Below are 16604 nucleotides of genomic sequence, written 5' to 3' on the forward strand. Positions count from 1 at the left end.
CCGTAAGCGCGGCCAATGCGCCACGCAATCTCTTCATTTAACTCTTCGCCCAGTCGGCCGCGGATGTCATACGCTTTAAAACAGGTCAGTTTTGTCATGATTTACCCTTTTTCAGGCAACAGGAGGCCCTGACTCTTAATGAGCCTTTTTAATGAGTGTTAAATGCATTGCCTGGTGCGCATCAGCGCATCAGGCATCAGGCGCGCCCGTATCTGTCCGCAAACCGCACCACATCATCCTCATCGAGGTAAGATCCGGAGCGTACTTCAATCAGATCGAGCGGAATTTTCCCGGGGTTCTCCAGACAGTGGGTTGCCCCGAGAGGAATATAGACAGACTCGTTTTCAGCGAGCAGTTTGATATCATCATTAATTGTCACTTTCGCGGTGCCAGCGACGACAACCCAGTGCTCAGCGCGATGATGATGCATCTGCACGGACAATCCCTCGCCAGGCTTGACGGTAATTCGCTTGACCTGGTAACGGTCTCCGGCATCAATGGAGTCATACTTGCCCCACGGACGATAAACTTCGCGGTGAATGTGGTGTTCATGGCGTCCATCAGCTTTAATTTGCTCCACCACTTTTTTGACATCCTGTACTGCGTTGCGATCGGCAATCAGTACCGCATCTTTGGTCTGCACCACCACCAGATCTTTCACCCCAACGGTCGTCACCAGCCCGGATTCGGCATAGACGTAGCTGTTTTCCGTTTTGTGGCTAATGACGTCGCCGTGATGCACATTACCTTCGGCAGTATGGGCGCTGATTTCCCACAGCGATGACCAGGAGCCGACATCGCTCCAGCCTGCGTTCATGGGCATCACCACCGCATCGGCCGTACGTTCCATTACCGCATAATCCACAGACTCTTCCGGGCAGGCGAGAAACGCCTGTTCATCAACGCGAATAAAATCGAGATCGGGATCGACGGTACTCATGGCATTCTCACAGGACTTAAGGATGTCGGGACGATACTTTTTCAGTTCCTCCAGGTAACGACCGGCCCGGAACAGGAACATACCGCTGTTCCAGTAGTAGTCGCCGCTTGCCACATATGCCTGTGCGGTTTCCAGATTAGGTTTTTCAACAAACTGCGCCACCTCAAAAGCCACCGCGTCAGTATTCGACGGTGAAACCTCGCCTCGACGGATATAGCCATAGCCGGTCTCCGGCTGGTCCGGAACGATACCAAACGTCACCAGTTTACCCGCGCTGGCATACGGCATCGCATTGCGAACCGCTTCGCGAAATGCCTCTTCGTCGGCAATCATGTGATCCGCCGCCAGTACCAGCAGCAGCGGATCGTCCCCCGGACACTGACGTTTTGCCGCCAGCGCAGCCAGCGCTATCGCCGGCGCCGTGTTGCGTCCGGCAGGTTCGAGAATAATGTTCTCGGTCAGTTTGTGCAGTTGCCGTAACTGTTCCGCAACGATAAAACGGTGTTGTTCATTGCAGATAACCACCGGACTTTCGCACTCCACACCGTTCAGACGGCAAATCGTCGTCTGCAACATGGTGAGATCGCCTTTCAGACACAGGAACTGCTTTGGATACAGTACGCGAGACAGCGGCCATAAACGGCTCCCCGAGCCACCGGCCATCACTACCGGAAAGAGTTTGTTTTGACTCATCATGTACCCCGAATATCAGCAATAAATTGACTCAGCACGTTTTCTTTATCCAACGTGCGTTCGGCATACTCACGTGCCACCGTGTTAACTTTTGGCATGGTTAGCGCCTGTTGTATCCCGCCAACCAGCGCATTCACTGATTCAGGCTCGACACACACCGCGATGCCTGGGTGAGCGTTACACAACTGACCCAACTCGGTCTCAGGTTCGGCGGTAATCACCGCGTTACCGCCAACGGCGAGAATATTAGTCAGTTTGGACGGCAGTACCGCATCCGCCGCGCCGCGCTTTTGTACGACCAGATGACAGTCCGCGAGCTTGAGCAGCGCAGGCAGCGTGTCATAAGATTGCAGCGGAAAGAACATTACGTTACGCAGGTCGCGTTCGCTGGCCATGGTCTCCAGCCGCGCTTTGCCCCCGCCCTGCCCGACGATCGCAAACAGCCAGGGTTGCTCACTCAACTGGGTCGCCGCCTCGATAACGCTCTCCAGCCCCTGCTTTTCACCGATATTGCCCGAGTAGAGAATGATTTTTTGATCTGCGGGCAATCCCAGTTTCTGGCGCAACGCCAAAGCATCGGCGTCGGTCACGTCACGAAAGCGCGCCACTTCCGACCAGTTGGGAAAGAAAATAACCTTGCGTGGCGCAACGCCTTTTTCCATGGCTTTGTACATCATGGAACGGGAAATCGTCGAAATATTGTCCATGTTGTGCAAACCACTGCGTTCAAATGCGCTGGCCAGTTTCGCCACCATACCGCGCTTACCTTTGCCCGCCATGCCAAGTCCCAACATGGCATCGACTTCATAATCCTGAATGTGGAGCAGCGTGCGTGCGCCGCTGAGTTTTGACAGCAAGCGCATACCCGGCGTACAAAACAGCGTCGGCACCACGCCGATGATGCGATCCGGCTTCCAGCGACGTTGCGCCAGCAGCGGGAAGAAACTGCTCAGGGCGAAACTGCCCAAATGCAGCAGGCGCTTGAGCGTTGAGGGTTGCTCAGGCACATACAGCGGACAACGCCAGACAGTGGCATCCCCCTCCTCGCGACGATAGCGCCAGGATGAATAGCGACCATTAACTTTCCATTGCGGATAATAAGGCGGCGCGGTGATCACCCGAACGTCATGACCTTGTTGCGCCATCCACTCCACCATTTCACCGGTGTATTTGCCGATACCGGTCAGCTCCGGCGAGTAGTTGATGCCATACACCAGGATCTTCATAGCCCAGGCACTCCGGTCTGGCTTGCCGGGCAGAAGTAAGCCCGGCTGTTGGCGTGTACGCTGTCACTGGCCAGAATTTGCGTTACCGCCAGCCAGCGGTAGGCATCATGTTGGGCCTCAGGCAGTTGCAGGTCGTTTTCTAATACACGCAGACGAAATCCCAGCACGATGTAATGCGTTGAGAAATCATCCCCGGAAAAGTTGTCGTCATAGAAGTGCTGCCAGACACCATAAAACTCAGCGGCGGACAGCGGTAGACGCACCCCCAACTCAGCTTCAGTCAGCCGTTCAAAAGCCGCGTGGAGCGATTCATCTTTTTGCACACGACCGCCGGGAACGAACCAGTAGCCCTGCGCCGGACGATTGAGACGCTTACCGAGCAGAAACTCTCCCTCGGCATTTTCCACGATCAAATCGATAGAAATCAGCGGGGTTGAACGTACAACGGTGGCAAAATCCTCATGACGTAAAAACATGCTTACCCCCGATAACTCTGCTGGTTTTCAAGGAACCACTGCCAGGTGCTGGCAAGCCCTGCCTCAAGTGATATCTCGTGATACCAGCCCAACTGATGCAAACGCGTAACGTCGAGCAATTTACGCGGCGTCCCGTCCGGTTTACTGGCGTCAAACACCACGCGTCCCTTATAACCCACGACCTTGGCGATGGTCTGGGCCAGCTCACGGATGGTGCAGTCCACGCCGGTACCCACATTGATGTGCGACAGCATCGGCTGGGTATATTCCTGCCAGACTTCATGAGCCAGCTCCATTACGTGGATACTGGCCGCCGCCATATCATCCACATGCAGAAACTCGCGCATCGGCGTACCGCTTCCCCACACCACCACATCCGGCGCATTTTGCTCGCAGGCTTCGTGAAAGCGGCGCAGCAGCGCCGGGATCACATGCGAATTGCTTGGATGAAAGTTGTCATGCGGCCCGTACAAATTCGTCGGCATCACCGAGCGATAATCACGGCCATACTGACGGTTATACGATTCACACAGCTTGATGCCGGCTATTTTGGCAATCGCATACGGTTCATTGGTCGGCTCCAGTTGCCCCTGCAAGAGTTCGCTTTCGGCTATTGGCTGGGTAGCATGTTTGGGATAAATACACGATGATCCGAGAAACAGCAGTTTATTCACGTTATGCAGATGCGCCGCATGAATAATGTTGCTCTCAATCATCATATTTTCGTAAATAAAATCAGCGGGATAAGTGTTATTGGCTACAATTCCCCCCACTTTTGCCGCCGCCAGGTACACCTGGTCAATACGTTCAGCGGCGAAGAACTGACGCACCGCGTCTCCGTCCAGCAGGTTAAGCTCATCTCGGGTACGCAGCACCAGTTCAACATTATCTCGTTGGGCCAGCTGTCTTACGATGGCGGACCCCACCATCCCGCGATGGCCTGCCACAAAAATACGTTGTCTATTCATCCTCAGTACTCCAGCGCGATGGCAACCTCGTAACCGTGCGACTTCAGCAGGGAATGTTTCTTCGCTGCTTCAAGGTCGTTAGCGACCATTTCAGAGATCATCTGGCGCAGCGTAATCTCCGGTTTCCAGCCGAGTTTTTCATGCGCTCTGGCCGGGTCGCCCAGCAGCGTTTCTACTTCTGCCGGACGGAAATAGCGTGGATCGACGGCGATTATCACGTCCCCAGGTTTCACGCCTGGCGCATCGTGTCCGGTCACGGAAACCACAATGCCTTTTTCATTCACGCCCTCACCTTCAAAACGCAGTTTGATACCCAGTTGCGCCGCCGCCATTTCTACAAACTGACGCACGGAATACTGCACGCCGGTGGCAATGACGAAATCTTCCGGCTGATCCTGCTGCAGCATCATCCACTGCATCCTGACGTAATCTTTGGCATGCCCCCAGTCACGCAGCGAATCCATGTTGCCCAGGTACAGGCACGACTCCAGGCCCTGAGCGATGTTGGCAATGGCGCGGGTGATTTTACGGGTGACGAAAGTTTCACCACGGCGTGGAGATTCGTGGTTAAACAAAATGCCGTTACAGGCATACATACCGTAGGATTCACGGTAGTTAACGGTAATCCAGTAGGCGTAAAGCTTAGCTACCGCATAGGGCGAGCGCGGGTAGAACGGCGTGGTCTCTTTCTGCGGAATTTCCTGCACCAGGCCGTACAGTTCTGAGGTGGAGGCCTGATAGAAACGGGTCTTCTTTTCCAGACCGAGGAAGCGGATAGCCTCCAGCAAACGCAACGTACCAATTGCATCGACGTCCGCGGTGTATTCCGGTGAGTCAAACGACACCGCGACGTGACTCATGGCGCCCAGGTTATAGACCTCGTCCGGTTGGACCTCTTTTAAAATACGGGTCAGGTTGGATGAATCCGTCAAATCGCCATAGTGCAGATGGAATTTGGGGTTGCTTGAATGTGGATCCTGGTAGATATGGTCCACACGTTCGGTGTTGAATGATGAAGCGCGACGCTTAATGCCGTGTACTTCATACCCTTTTTCCAGCAGGAATTCTGCCAGGTAAGAACCATCCTGCCCGGTTACGCCAGTGATGAGAGCGACTTTTGACATGTTATTACCTCTTCAATGATCCCCTCAGGGAGTAACTTTCTCAACGCGTTCGCGCGTGACTACTGCGGGGTTTCCCCGACAAACGACATTTGCTGGCAGCGATTTAAATACGCTGCTTCGTGCTCCAACGACGGTGCCATCGCCAATCGTCACGCCTGGCGCGACAAAGACATCTGTCGCCAGCCAGCATTTATCGCCAACCACAATCGGTGTGGCGTTAATATCAAAATATTGGCTGGCGTAATCATGACTTCCGGTGCATAAATAACTTTTCTGCGAAATAACCGCATGGGCGCCAATCGTAATATTACCTAACGTGTATAAAACCGCGTCATCGCCCACCCAGGCATAATCTCCCAGGGTTAATTTCCACGGATAAGTAATTTTTACTGAAGGTCGAATAACTACGTTTTTTCCTATTTTCGCGCCGAACATTCGTAATAAAAACGCACGCCAGCGATACATTACCTGGGGTGACCAGCGAAATAGTGTTGCCTGTACCGCCCACCATAATTGCACTTTAATGACGCCGCCACCGCGAAAACCTTTCGGCACGTTAAAACCGCTTAAATCTTGCATAATGTGCCCTTACGTTTTGCCATATAAGGTTTTGGTTTTACCGGTTGTACGCAACCGTAAATATTCAGAAACCCCAGTGAAAAAACTTGGCATATGTAATATCTGCCGCTGCACTTTTTTTGCATCGCGGCATAATTCCAGATTATTCGTCGTTGACACCCCGCCCATCGAAAACTCGGACACCAGCCCGTCCAGTTTTTTGAAAGCGTAACCAGATTTATATAGCCTGGCAGCCAGCGCGTAATCGGACGATATTTTATATTGCAGATCATAACGCCAGATATTGAGTCCGGAGAGCGGAAAAAAGATGGCCTGATGACTGGCGGGCAGGCTGTGATAAATATACCAACCCGGCTTTGCCCGGCGCTTAATTTTGTTGCCATTGCCAAAATCCAGCAACGCGTCGCCGATCACCATGGCTTTATCGCTCTGCGTTTTTAGCTGGCGGATAAACTGGGCCGCATCGGCATGCAGAATATCGCCGGAATTGAGGAACAGTGCAAACCGCCCGCGCGCCATCGCAATGCCTTTGTTCATCGCATCATAAATGCCGTTATCCGGCTCACTGACAAACCGTAACCGGTGCTCTCCACCGAGTCCTTCAAGAAACGCCGACGTACCGTCAGAGGAGCCCCCATCGACAACAATCCACTCAAAACTGATATCGCCTGCCTGCGCCAGCTGTGCCAGCGAGGCGTGAGTTTTGACGATCCCTTCCAGATTGCGAAAGGCGACGGTAATAATACTGAGCAGCATGTGATTTACCTCGCGATATTCAGCGCCTTGCGCAAAATAAACGGACATACAATTAAAAAAGCGTATTCCGGACTAAATACTGACCCTGTAAAAAACAGCGACAGCGGCGTAAAAAGATAAAGCTGCACCCGAAAATTCTGATTATCACCAAAAGCAGTGATCATCATCTTGATAACTTTCCCCATGTACCACAGGGTTAATATCACGGCGAACCATGAAAAATAAATAATCAGCAGATACAAACCATTGTCTATCGTTTTACCCACATCCGCACCGTTAAAAATTCCGAATGACGCGACATATTCATAAAGCGAACCGAATCTTACTACACCATCAACATGCATTAGCGAATAACCGACCATTACTAACGGACCTACGATTCGATAATACGATGATGAACCCTCGGTTCCTAAATCTCCAAGGCGCGTTGCGATGTACGGAAACGCGAATATCACACCGACTAAAAACACGCTTAATGAGATTATCGCCAGCGGCAACTTCTTTTTTATCGCATCCTTATTCAGGTACTGGAACGCCCACTCCAGGAGATAAAACAAAATAAACGTCATTACCCCTGAAAACGATCCTGATAATATTATCCCTGCCAGAATCATAGCATCGGACTTAGGCGTTTTGATACCAAACTGTTTGATACTGAGCCAAATTGAGATTAACGCCAGAGCGAAGAATGCCGGTTCGAAATAAAGTGCGGTGGTGCGTTTTCCGCCAAACTTAATAAAGTTCAGAACATAGCTGTTACTGTAAATAAGATATTTCGAAATAACTTCCATTAAACTGCTACCGCCGCTGAGAATGATCTGTGCCATTTCAACTGCCGCTAACCCCACTACCAGCCCAACGACCAGCCAGAAAAAGCGCAGGATCTTAATGTAGTTATGCGGCGAAATGGTTTTGAAGCGAATGCTCCACACCATGCCAATAATCACCACGGTATAGACAAACAGCATCGCGGACGTGACGTACTTACTGGCATCCAGCGATTGACCGAACAGGTAGTTAAACGCCGTCAATCCTCCCCCCACGCCCAGCGCTATCATTAATTTTTTAATATTGATGCGCTCGACAAACAGCAACAGCAGAACGGGCAAGAATGTGACAATCGTTATTGGGAAGCTCTCGCCAAGCTGGGCAAGTTTGACGTTAACCAGCAGATAAAGCAGCGGTAGCAGCAGATAGCTACAGATTCTGATAGAACGAGACATATTCCTCCAGCATCTGTTGCCCACTGTATGCCACCCGGCTGCGCTGGCTGAACTCGGCAAGCGACGTGTCGAATACCGCCTGCGCGATGTCTGATTTTTTCAGTTGTACCAGCCGCAGTACATCCGCTTCACTGAACGTTTTACCGCCCGCTTTCGCCAGCACCTCCCGTGCAGCCTCGCTGTGCGTAGCAATCACCGGTACGCCGATGGAAAGCGCTTCGCACAGAATCAGCGGGTAATTATCAACGCGGGAGCTGAACACCAGTCCATCCATCTCGTTAAGCGCATTCATCAACGTTCGCTTATCGCTTTCGAAGCCATGATTGATAACGTTATCGCCAACAAAGGGCGAAAATTTGCCGAAGGTATGCAGCTCAATTTTTTCTCCCAACGCCATCAACTCCTGCACCAGCTGCTGATTGGTTTTACCGTCATAGCGCAGGTCATGAGCCACTACAGCGATTTTCGGTCTGCCGTGTGGCTCATATTTGGCGGGCAGGTCGGCAAGAATGGCTTCGGTTGCCACATCAATACCGTTGTTAATAATGCGGCAGCGCCCCACGCCATACAGGCTGTTGAACGCGTCGGCCACATGCTGGCTGGGAGAGATAAACTGGCAGCCAAGCGCTAACATGTCGCGAAACATCTGCCGTTTTCCGGGCAATTGCTGATGGGCTTTGTCAATTTTTACCGGCGGATAGTTACTCAGCGTCGGGCATTTCTGGCAGCCCGTTTTCCAGCTTTCGCAACCATCGGTGAAAGCACAGCGTCCGGTCACGCTCCAGTGATCATGCAACGTCCAGACAAAGGTGATGTCCGGTTTATGCGCCTTCACCTTTTGGCAAAAGGCCACCACCTCTTCCAGATTCAACCAGTAGCTGTGCAGCACATGAAAATGCAGCACCAGCGGGCCGGAAGTGCGGGTCACCGTACGGTATAAATTATTGAGATTGCCGAACAGATCGCGGTTAGCGAAACGAAATAGCGCAATATTCGCCACCGATGTCAGACGCGGCGTATGTTTGATAACATGCGGATAATCCCTGTGGCTGGCGCTTTTCTTGCCGCCTTTGCCATAGCCGTACACAAAGCGCGACGACAGTCCTTTCTCCAGCGCGCGAAGATGCAGATCTAAGGCTACGCCTGCCGCTCCACCTTCTGCGAGTCGCACATTAAATTGTAAGATATTCATTTTGTTACCTTCACTCGTGCTTTCTCGCCCACCACCAGCGTGTTGTCAGGGATGCTATCCACCACCACGCTCCCGGCGCCAATGGTCACGTTATCGCCGATAGCGACATTGCCGAGCACAGTGACGTTAGCCCCCAGCTCGACACCGTTACCGATGACCGGACAGGACAGATCTTTGTCGCCAAGATTGCCAATGGTGACACCGTGGCGCAGGGTTAAATCGTCCCCTGCCACCACGTGTTTATTGATCACCACGCCATAACCATGATGGATGGTCAAACGACGACCGATAGATGCAGCGGCCTGAATTTCATAACCAAACAGGCATTCAGTGATCAGGCGATACAGCACCAGCACCGGCGCAGCCCACAGGTTGTTCACGATATTTTTTTTACGCCAGACGGAGCAAAAATGGGCAATCCGATAGGCCACTACCATGCAGCAGGGGCGCAGACTCCAGCCGTTCGCGCGTAAATCTTCCAGCATACTTAGCGTCCTCGCAGTCCGTCGGCCAGACGCTTACTGTTGCGAATCGAAAGCAACGTCAGCAGCGTGCGCCAGTTCATTCGTTTATTGCGGATCTGGTAGAGCGTAAACAGCTGATATTTCTTACTCGCCCGGTCAAATTTACCTTTGTGCTTGCGATAGAACTGAAAGTAGCCGGAGAATTTATGCGGTGATGAGGTAATGCGCATCTCACCATGGTTAACATGCAGGATCTGCGTCGCCTCTTTGACCTTCCACGGTTTGCCGTACGCCACCACCATCCTGAGGAAAATGTCGTAATCCTGCGCGGCTTTCAGTGTGGTATCGAACAGGCATGCTTTAAAACGCCATGCCCATGTAAACACCTGATTACCAATAATATTGCGCTTATAAAACTTGCGTCTGGAGTAAACTGACTTCGGATAGAGCGGCAGACTGGTTGGTTGCGAATACACTTCGCCTTCGCAAACATAATCATTGGCGTACAGAAACGCGTGCGTGACCAGTTGATGACGATGTTGCAGAAACACGCTCAGGCGATTCGGCGTCCATTCATCATCATCATCAATACCCGTAATATATTGCCCACTGGCCTGCATGATGGCCTGATTGCGCACCGCACAGGCCCCGGAGTTCGTCGCGTTATGCGTATAGCACACGCGTGGGTCGTTGAGTTCCTCAACGAACTGCTGCAATTGCTCATACGAGGAAGAACAGTCATCAACAATGATCATCTCCCAGTGAGGATAGTCCTGACGCAACACCGATTTAATCGCCCGAATGGCCAGCTGTTGGCGATTCCAGGTTGGCATGTAAATTGAAATTAGTGGGTTTTCTGTCGTCATTTTCGTTTCCCAAATAAAGTTGCCTGATGGCGCTACGCTTATCAGGCCTACATTCGATATGCGTTGCTGTTCGTTATCTATTTCGAATCCGACGTGTACTCGTATTCGTAGTAACCGTAATCCTGATACCCACTGGCACGGCGGAAGATAGAGTTCAGGATCACCCCCTTCACCTGAATGCCATTTTGCTCAAACCGACTCAGGCTGGTTTCCACCTCTTTCAGCGTATTGACCGCATAACGCGCCACCATCAGCGTGGTGCCGACATGGCGGCCAACAATCGCCGCATCGGTCACCGCCAGTATTGGCGGGGTATCTATCAGCACCAGGTCATAGTGCTCGCTGGCCCACGTAATCAGTTCGCCAAAGCGTTCACTCATCAGAAGCTCTGAAGGGTTAGGAGGGATTTGTCCGCGAGGGATCAGATCAAAATTCGCAATGGAGGTCGGTTTCGCGCAGGAGGTAATATCTCCCTTACCGACGAGGAGCTCGGACAGACCGTTGACGTTATTGGTCCCCAGCAGTTCGTGGGTATAGCCTTTGCGCATGTCGCAGTCGATCAACAGCACGCGTTTATGAGTCTGGCTAATGACCGCCGCCAGGTTAGCGCAGACAAATGTTTTACCTATCGACGGGCTGACGCCGGTCAGCATCAACACGTTGTTGCGCGCCTGCATCATGGCGAAGTGCAAACTGGTACGCAGGCTGCGGACCGCTTCTATGGCGAGATCCGTTGGATTCCCCACCGCCAGTAACTGGCTTTGTTTGTAGCGCTTCACACCTTTAATGGTCTGAACGTTATCACGCGCTTTTTGCCATTCTGAAAGCGGGATGCTGGCATACACGCTGATGCCATGCTCTTCCAGCGCCTGCGGGCTTTCAATGCCGCGATTAAACAGGGAACGCAGCAATACGCCCACCATTGAAAGCATCAAACCAAGAATAATGCTACCGAGAATAATCAACGCCTTTTTCGGCTTCAGCACGCCTGGCTGGGCAATCGCGGGATCGACGATGCGTACATCTCCGACCGTACTCGCCTCGGTGATCTTCAGTTCCTGTTGCTTATTTAACAGCTGCATATAGACCTGCTGACCGGACTCCACATCGCGGGTCAGCCGGACAATTTCCTGCTGCGTTTTCGGCATTGCAGTAACACGTCCGTTCAGCTTGCTTTTCTCATCTTCCAGCGCCTGGCGTTTTTCCAGCAACGTGCGATACGCCGGGTGCGCTTTGGTGAATAACTTGGAGATTTCCGCTTCTTTAAAGGTCAGTTCGTTGAGCTGCGCATCGATATTTACCATGGAGTCCAGCACCGCTTTAGCTTCCAGCGGCAAATCCACGGAGTCTTTATCCTGACGGAAGGCATTCAGCTTGTTTTCAGCAACGTCCAGCCGGTTACGCACCTCAGGCAACTGTTTTGCCAGAAACGCCAGACTTTTAGCGGCCTCTTCTGACTTACGCTCTACGTTTTGTTGCAGATAGTTGCGGGTAATACTGTCGAGGATCTGGCGGATTTGTTCGCGGTCTTCGCCGGTAAAAGTCAGGCTTAATACGCCAGTATCTTTGCCGGTTTCTGTCACCATCAGGTTATTTTGCAGGGTGTTAATCATGCCCAATGTGGAAAATTTGCTGACGGTAAATTGGCTCTCAGGGCTGGCATGAATCGCCTCAACCAGCATCGTCACGCCATCGCGATTCAATAATTGCCCAACCTGACCGCGGGCGCTAAATCCCCCATCACTGACTAATTGATAACTTTTGTCGTTCAGCACGCTTAGCGTAAAGGTCTGTTCCTTCATCGCCTTTGGCAACGTGAAGGTGGTGACATTAACGGTTTCATTCTGACGCCCCATCAACCGATCCCAGCCGGCGCCAAAAATCGGAAATGTATCTTTCGTCACCGCGATATCCAGATTGAGATCGTCTACCGTTTTTCCCAGTACCAGCCGTGACTGAATGAGCTGAATTTCCGCTTCCGAGGCCGGCGGTTTATTCGACAACGCCGAGCCAATATCCTGTACCAGCGAATTCCCGGTATTTTGCTCAATTTGCACCAGCGCATCCGCACTGTAGATCGGCGTGGCAAACAGCGTGTAAACCGCCGCACACACGGCAAAAGCTGTGGTAATCCCAAGTACCCACCAGCGAGCTTCCACCACTGTCCCTACCAGACGACCAATATCGATTTCATCATTGCCCGTAACCGGCGCGGCAGACTGTTTTACTTTTTCTGTCATTGTTTTCCCTGCTCCGCGTTCAATGCCTGAGCCCATTGGCGGGCAGACCGTTCAAGTAATGCGTACACCGCGTCAAACGCATCCCGACTTTTACGGTACGGGTCGGGAATTTCGCGTTCGCTGTCCCAGTGACCAAAGAGCATCACTTTGCCGCGCATCTCCGGCACCATTTCGCACAGGGCTGAGATATGGCGTTTTTCCATGGTCAGGATCAGGTCATACTCCCGGCACATGCGTCCCGAGATCTGCCGGGCACAATGATTTTCCAGTGACAGGTTGTGCGCCTGCGCGACGCTGATAGCACAGGGATCCGCACCTTTACCCACCAGCGCCCCGAGACCCGCAGAAGAGACCGTCAACGCCGGATGAAACTTCCTTAACAAGCGTTCCGCCGTTGGGGAACGGCAAATGTTCCCCACACAGACAACTAATATTTTGTTAAACATGACGATTACCAGTTGTGAAGGTCGCTGGCCGTGTCCGTCATATAGCGAACACCGCTAATGGTCGGCAGCAACTGATTGATCAAACGGTTCCAGCGGGCAACCGGTGCGGTCGTGACATACACCACATCGTAAGGCTGGAGTCGGAATGACGTCGCCATCACCAGCGAAGTCGCATCGGACATATCAAGCTGATAGATATTCGCGATCTTGCCGTTGTTCCCGCTTTCGCCTTTCAACGGACGAATAACGAAAATGCCGCTGGCGTTGGAGGTAGTCAGATCGATACCTTCCGCATTGCCAAGCGCTTCAGTGAGCGTCATACCGCTGAAGTCCATTTTGAGGGTGCTCTGCTTTTTCACTTCCCCCATCACGAAGACTTTCAAATCGTCATTACGCGGAACAAACAGAATGTCGCCAGGATAGAGCAGACGGTTCTGGCTCAGATCGCCATTTTGCATCAGCGCTTGCAGTGAAATACGTTGCTCCTGCCCTTTGTGAGTCAGTACAACATTGCGCCAGTCAGCCGCCTCGGTGAGACCGCCTGCGGCGTTAATGGCATCAAGAATGGTAAGCGGTACGTTGGTGATGGCCTGCTGGCCAGATTTGTTCACCTGCCCGGAGACATAAGCCTTCTGCGAGCGGAAAGCGGCGATATTAACGTCCACCTGCGGGTCAGCGATGTACTTCGCTAAGCGCCCGGTAATATCACTACGAATTTCGGCTAACGTTTTTCCCACCACGCTGACTTTGCCAATATAGGGGTAAAACATGGTGCCATCCGGCTGCACCCAGTTGCCGGTATCGCTTGAGCTACGATACTGCCCGGCCGGGGTTGTAAGTTCAGGATGATCCCAGACGGTCACATTCAGGACATCGCCCGGACCGACCCGATACTGATATCCTGCAATCTCCTGCTCCAGCGACATGTTAGGCTGCGCAACATTAGGACGAGGACGTAATTGCTCGACCAGTCGCGGGGTCAGTGGATAAACATTCACCATCCGGTTGATATCAAAATCAGCGTCCTGCTGTTTAATCACATCTTTGCCCATCGTAGACATATTGCTGCCCGGAAGCACGGTACAACCGTTTATCAAGATTACCGATACCAGGACTGGTATCAATTTAAGTTTGGAGTTCATCATTGATTATTTATCACTTTGGCAGAGTAATTATCACGTGCGTTCTAAATAGCGGCTTCGCCTGTACACATTTACCTTGCCGTTAATTGAAAAGGAATTTAACTGGCATCAATCCTAAAAATAATGGATTCATCTGCGGTCTCTTGACAGAATAATTCAGGCTTGTTTTCAGGTGGCCAGACACGCTACCGCCCCTGGCTTCATTAGCTACCAATGCACTGATTAATTTAAATTTTTATCTTCTCCTTTATTTTCATCACATTCAGAACGGCAACGCATCGGGAATAACGTCACTTGTTGATGAGGAAATATTTATCTTTTGATTATTACCGGAAGAATTGTTGCAGCTAAGTGAATAGCAGGCAAGATAACAAGCCTCCGCTCACTTGCTTTTAAGAATAATATTAAGGCTATAATTTATATATTTTTAGGATTTTATCGATATTGACAGCATTGCTAAATAAATACACCACCTGCGATATTTCCTAAATATAATTAGCTAAAGAAAATTATTTCCTGTAGTTACATTACGGCTATTTCCCGCTGGCATCCTGATATAACCACTAGAGAAATCCCTTTCCGGCATTGCATTTTCCGCCAGTTTTACCCATGATCGAATTGTGACAATTGTCATACAACTATGGGTATAGCATTTACTATGGAATGGATTGCCGATCCGTCAATCTGGGCCGGACTCGTCACGTTAATCGTGATCGAACTTGTTCTTGGCATTGATAATCTTGTTTTTATTGCCATCCTCGCGGAGAAACTCCCTCCTGCCCAGCGGGATAAGGCGCGTATTACCGGGCTCCTGCTGGCAATGGTCATGCGACTGCTGCTGCTGGCATCAATATCCTGGCTGGTGACGCTGACTACGCCACTGTTCAGCATTCGCGGCCTCAGTTTCAGCGCACGCGATCTGATCATGCTGTTCGGCGGTTTCTTCCTGTTGTTTAAAGCCACAATGGAGCTAAACGAACGGCTGGAAGGAAAAGACAGCGACAATCCCACCCAGCGTAAAGGCGCTAAGTTCTGGGGGGTGGTCGCGCAAATAGTGGTGCTGGACGCCATATTCTCTCTGGATTCAGTCATTACAGCCGTCGGGATGGTCGATCACCTGGCGGTGATGATGGCGGCGGTGATTATTGCCATCAGCCTGATGGTGCTCGCCAGCAAGTCGTTGACTCGCTTTGTCAACAGCCATCCAACCATCGTTATTCTGTGCCTGAGCTTCCTGCTGATGATTGGCTTCAGCCTTGTCGCCGAAGGGTTCGGTTTCCACATCCCGAAAGGTTATCTGTACGCCGCTATCGGCTTCTCGGTGATGATCGAAGCCTTGAACCAGCTGGCAATCTTTAACCGTCGTCGCTTCCTGTCAGCTAATCATACCTTGCGCCAGCGCACCGCCGAGGCGGTGATGAGGTTGCTGAGCGGTCAAAAAGAAGATGCCGAACTGGATGCCGAAACCGCTGCTATGCTGGCGGATCATCAGGAAGGGCAGATTTTTGCGCCTCAGGAACGGCGGATGATTGAGCGCGTACTGAATCTTAATCAGCGTACCGTCAGCAGCATAATGACCTCACGCCACGACATTGAACACGTCGATCTCAACGCACCCGAAGCAGAAATTCGCGCTTTACTGGAAAAAAACCAGCATACGCGTCTGGTCGTTACCGGGGAAGACGAGCAGGAAGAACTGCTGGGCGTAGTGCATGTCATCGATCTGCTGCAGCAGTCTCTGCGCGGTGAGCCGCTCGACTTACGCGTTCTGATTCGTCAGCCGCTGGTGTTCCCGGAAACACTGCCGCTGCTTCCGGCGCTGGAGCAGTTCCGTAATGCCCGCACGCACTTCGCTTTTATTGCTGATGAATTTGGTTCTGTAGAAGGGATCGTGACGCTCAGTGACGTGATGGAAACCATCGCCGGTAATCTGCCAAATGAAGTAGAAGAGATTGATGCCCGCCATGATATCCAGAAAAATGCCGATGGTTCGTGGACGGCTAACGGTCACATGCCGCTGGAAGATCTGGTGCAGTACGTCCCTATTCCGTTAGATGAAAAACGTGAATATCACACCATTGCCGGGCTTTTGATGGAATATTTACAGCGTATTCCGAAAACCGGAGAGGAAGTTCAGGTTGGCGACTACCGACTAAAAACCTTGCAGGTGGAAAACCATCGCGTGCAAAAAGTCCAGTTGATACCGCTACACGGTGAAGAAGAGATGGATTACGAGGTGTAAATCACCCGCCGGATGGCGCATCAGCCG

General features: G+C 51.7%; 16 protein-coding genes. 1 reads left to right on the forward strand and 15 read right to left on the reverse strand.

The window, feature by feature from the left end; translation table 11 throughout:
* The 15 genes from FDW92_RS23170 to FDW92_RS04980 all read right to left on the reverse strand — a co-directional run.
* A partial coding sequence (locus tag FDW92_RS23170) for a hypothetical protein (RefSeq protein WP_249357157.1) occupies nt 1-98 on the reverse strand: 98 nt, incomplete at its 3' end.
* A gap of 98 nt (nt 99-196) precedes the next feature.
* Nucleotides 197-1633, reverse strand: coding sequence for a mannose-1-phosphate guanyltransferase (gene cpsB / locus FDW92_RS04915; RefSeq protein WP_042307468.1), 1437 nt, complete (start codon nt 1631-1633; stop codon nt 197-199).
* Nucleotides 1633-2859, reverse strand: a complete 1227-nt coding sequence (gene wcaI, locus FDW92_RS04920; RefSeq protein WP_042307466.1) for a colanic acid biosynthesis fucosyltransferase WcaI — start codon at nt 2857-2859, stop codon at nt 1633-1635. The genes cpsB and wcaI overlap by 1 nt, the downstream gene beginning before the upstream one ends.
* Nucleotides 2856-3335, reverse strand: coding sequence for a GDP-mannose mannosyl hydrolase (locus FDW92_RS04925; RefSeq protein ID WP_042307464.1), 480 nt, complete (start codon nt 3333-3335; stop codon nt 2856-2858). Before FDW92_RS04925 ends, wcaI begins: the two co-directional genes overlap by 4 nt.
* A gap of 2 nt (nt 3336-3337) precedes the next feature.
* Nucleotides 3338-4303 (reverse strand): GDP-L-fucose synthase, encoded by a 966-nt coding sequence (locus FDW92_RS04930; RefSeq protein ID WP_042307463.1) that lies wholly within the window; start codon nt 4301-4303, stop codon nt 3338-3340.
* A 2-nt stretch (nt 4304-4305) separates the two neighbouring features.
* Nucleotides 4306-5427 (reverse strand): GDP-mannose 4,6-dehydratase, encoded by a 1122-nt coding sequence (gmd, locus tag FDW92_RS04935; protein WP_038641779.1) that lies wholly within the window; start codon nt 5425-5427, stop codon nt 4306-4308.
* 24 nt (nt 5428-5451) lie between these two features.
* On the reverse strand, nt 5452-6006 hold the full coding sequence (gene wcaF, locus FDW92_RS04940; protein WP_042307461.1) for a colanic acid biosynthesis acetyltransferase WcaF: 555 nt from the start codon (nt 6004-6006) through the stop codon (nt 5452-5454).
* A 9-nt stretch (nt 6007-6015) separates the two neighbouring features.
* Nucleotides 6016-6762, reverse strand: coding sequence for a colanic acid biosynthesis glycosyltransferase WcaE (gene wcaE / locus FDW92_RS04945; protein ID WP_042307459.1), 747 nt, complete (start codon nt 6760-6762; stop codon nt 6016-6018).
* A gap of 5 nt (nt 6763-6767) precedes the next feature.
* Nucleotides 6768-7985: a colanic acid polymerase WcaD gene (wcaD, locus tag FDW92_RS04950; protein WP_042307457.1), complete on the reverse strand. Its 1218-nt coding sequence runs from the start codon at nt 7983-7985 to the stop codon at nt 6768-6770.
* On the reverse strand, nt 7960-9177 hold the full coding sequence (gene wcaC, locus FDW92_RS04955; RefSeq protein WP_042307454.1) for a colanic acid biosynthesis glycosyltransferase WcaC: 1218 nt from the start codon (nt 9175-9177) through the stop codon (nt 7960-7962). The genes wcaD and wcaC overlap by 26 nt, the downstream gene beginning before the upstream one ends.
* The gene (wcaB, locus tag FDW92_RS04960; RefSeq protein WP_042307452.1) at nt 9174-9662 is read right to left on the reverse strand and encodes a colanic acid biosynthesis acetyltransferase WcaB; all 489 of its coding nucleotides are present in this window, start codon (nt 9660-9662) and stop codon (nt 9174-9176) included. The genes wcaC and wcaB overlap by 4 nt, the downstream gene beginning before the upstream one ends.
* Before the next feature lie 2 nt (nt 9663-9664).
* Nucleotides 9665-10507, reverse strand: coding sequence for a colanic acid biosynthesis glycosyltransferase WcaA (wcaA, locus tag FDW92_RS04965; RefSeq protein WP_042307450.1), 843 nt, complete (start codon nt 10505-10507; stop codon nt 9665-9667).
* Between the two features lie 77 nt (nt 10508-10584).
* Nucleotides 10585-12747, reverse strand: coding sequence for a tyrosine-protein kinase Wzc (gene wzc, locus FDW92_RS04970; protein WP_042307446.1), 2163 nt, complete (start codon nt 12745-12747; stop codon nt 10585-10587).
* Nucleotides 12744-13193 carry a low molecular weight protein-tyrosine-phosphatase Wzb gene (gene wzb, locus FDW92_RS04975; RefSeq protein ID WP_038641798.1) on the reverse strand — a complete coding sequence of 150 codons (450 nt, stop codon included), beginning with the start codon at nt 13191-13193 and terminating at the stop codon, nt 12744-12746. Before wzb ends, wzc begins: the two co-directional genes overlap by 4 nt.
* 5 nt (nt 13194-13198) lie before the next feature.
* Complete coding sequence (locus FDW92_RS04980; RefSeq protein WP_042307444.1) at nt 13199-14338, reverse strand: polysaccharide export protein; 1140 nt, start codon at nt 14336-14338, stop codon at nt 13199-13201.
* Nucleotides 14339-14993: 655 nt separating this feature from the next.
* Here FDW92_RS04980 and FDW92_RS04985 point away from each other — a divergent pair.
* The gene (locus FDW92_RS04985) at nt 14994-16577 is read left to right on the forward strand and encodes a TerC family protein (RefSeq protein ID WP_042307443.1); all 1584 of its coding nucleotides are present in this window, start codon (nt 14994-14996) and stop codon (nt 16575-16577) included.
* The last annotated feature ends 27 nt before the right edge of the window (nt 16578-16604 follow it).

The organism is Citrobacter sp. wls706 (genome assembly GCF_005281305.1).
In the GTDB taxonomy this organism is placed as follows: Bacteria; Pseudomonadota; Gammaproteobacteria; order Enterobacterales; family Enterobacteriaceae; genus Citrobacter; species Citrobacter werkmanii.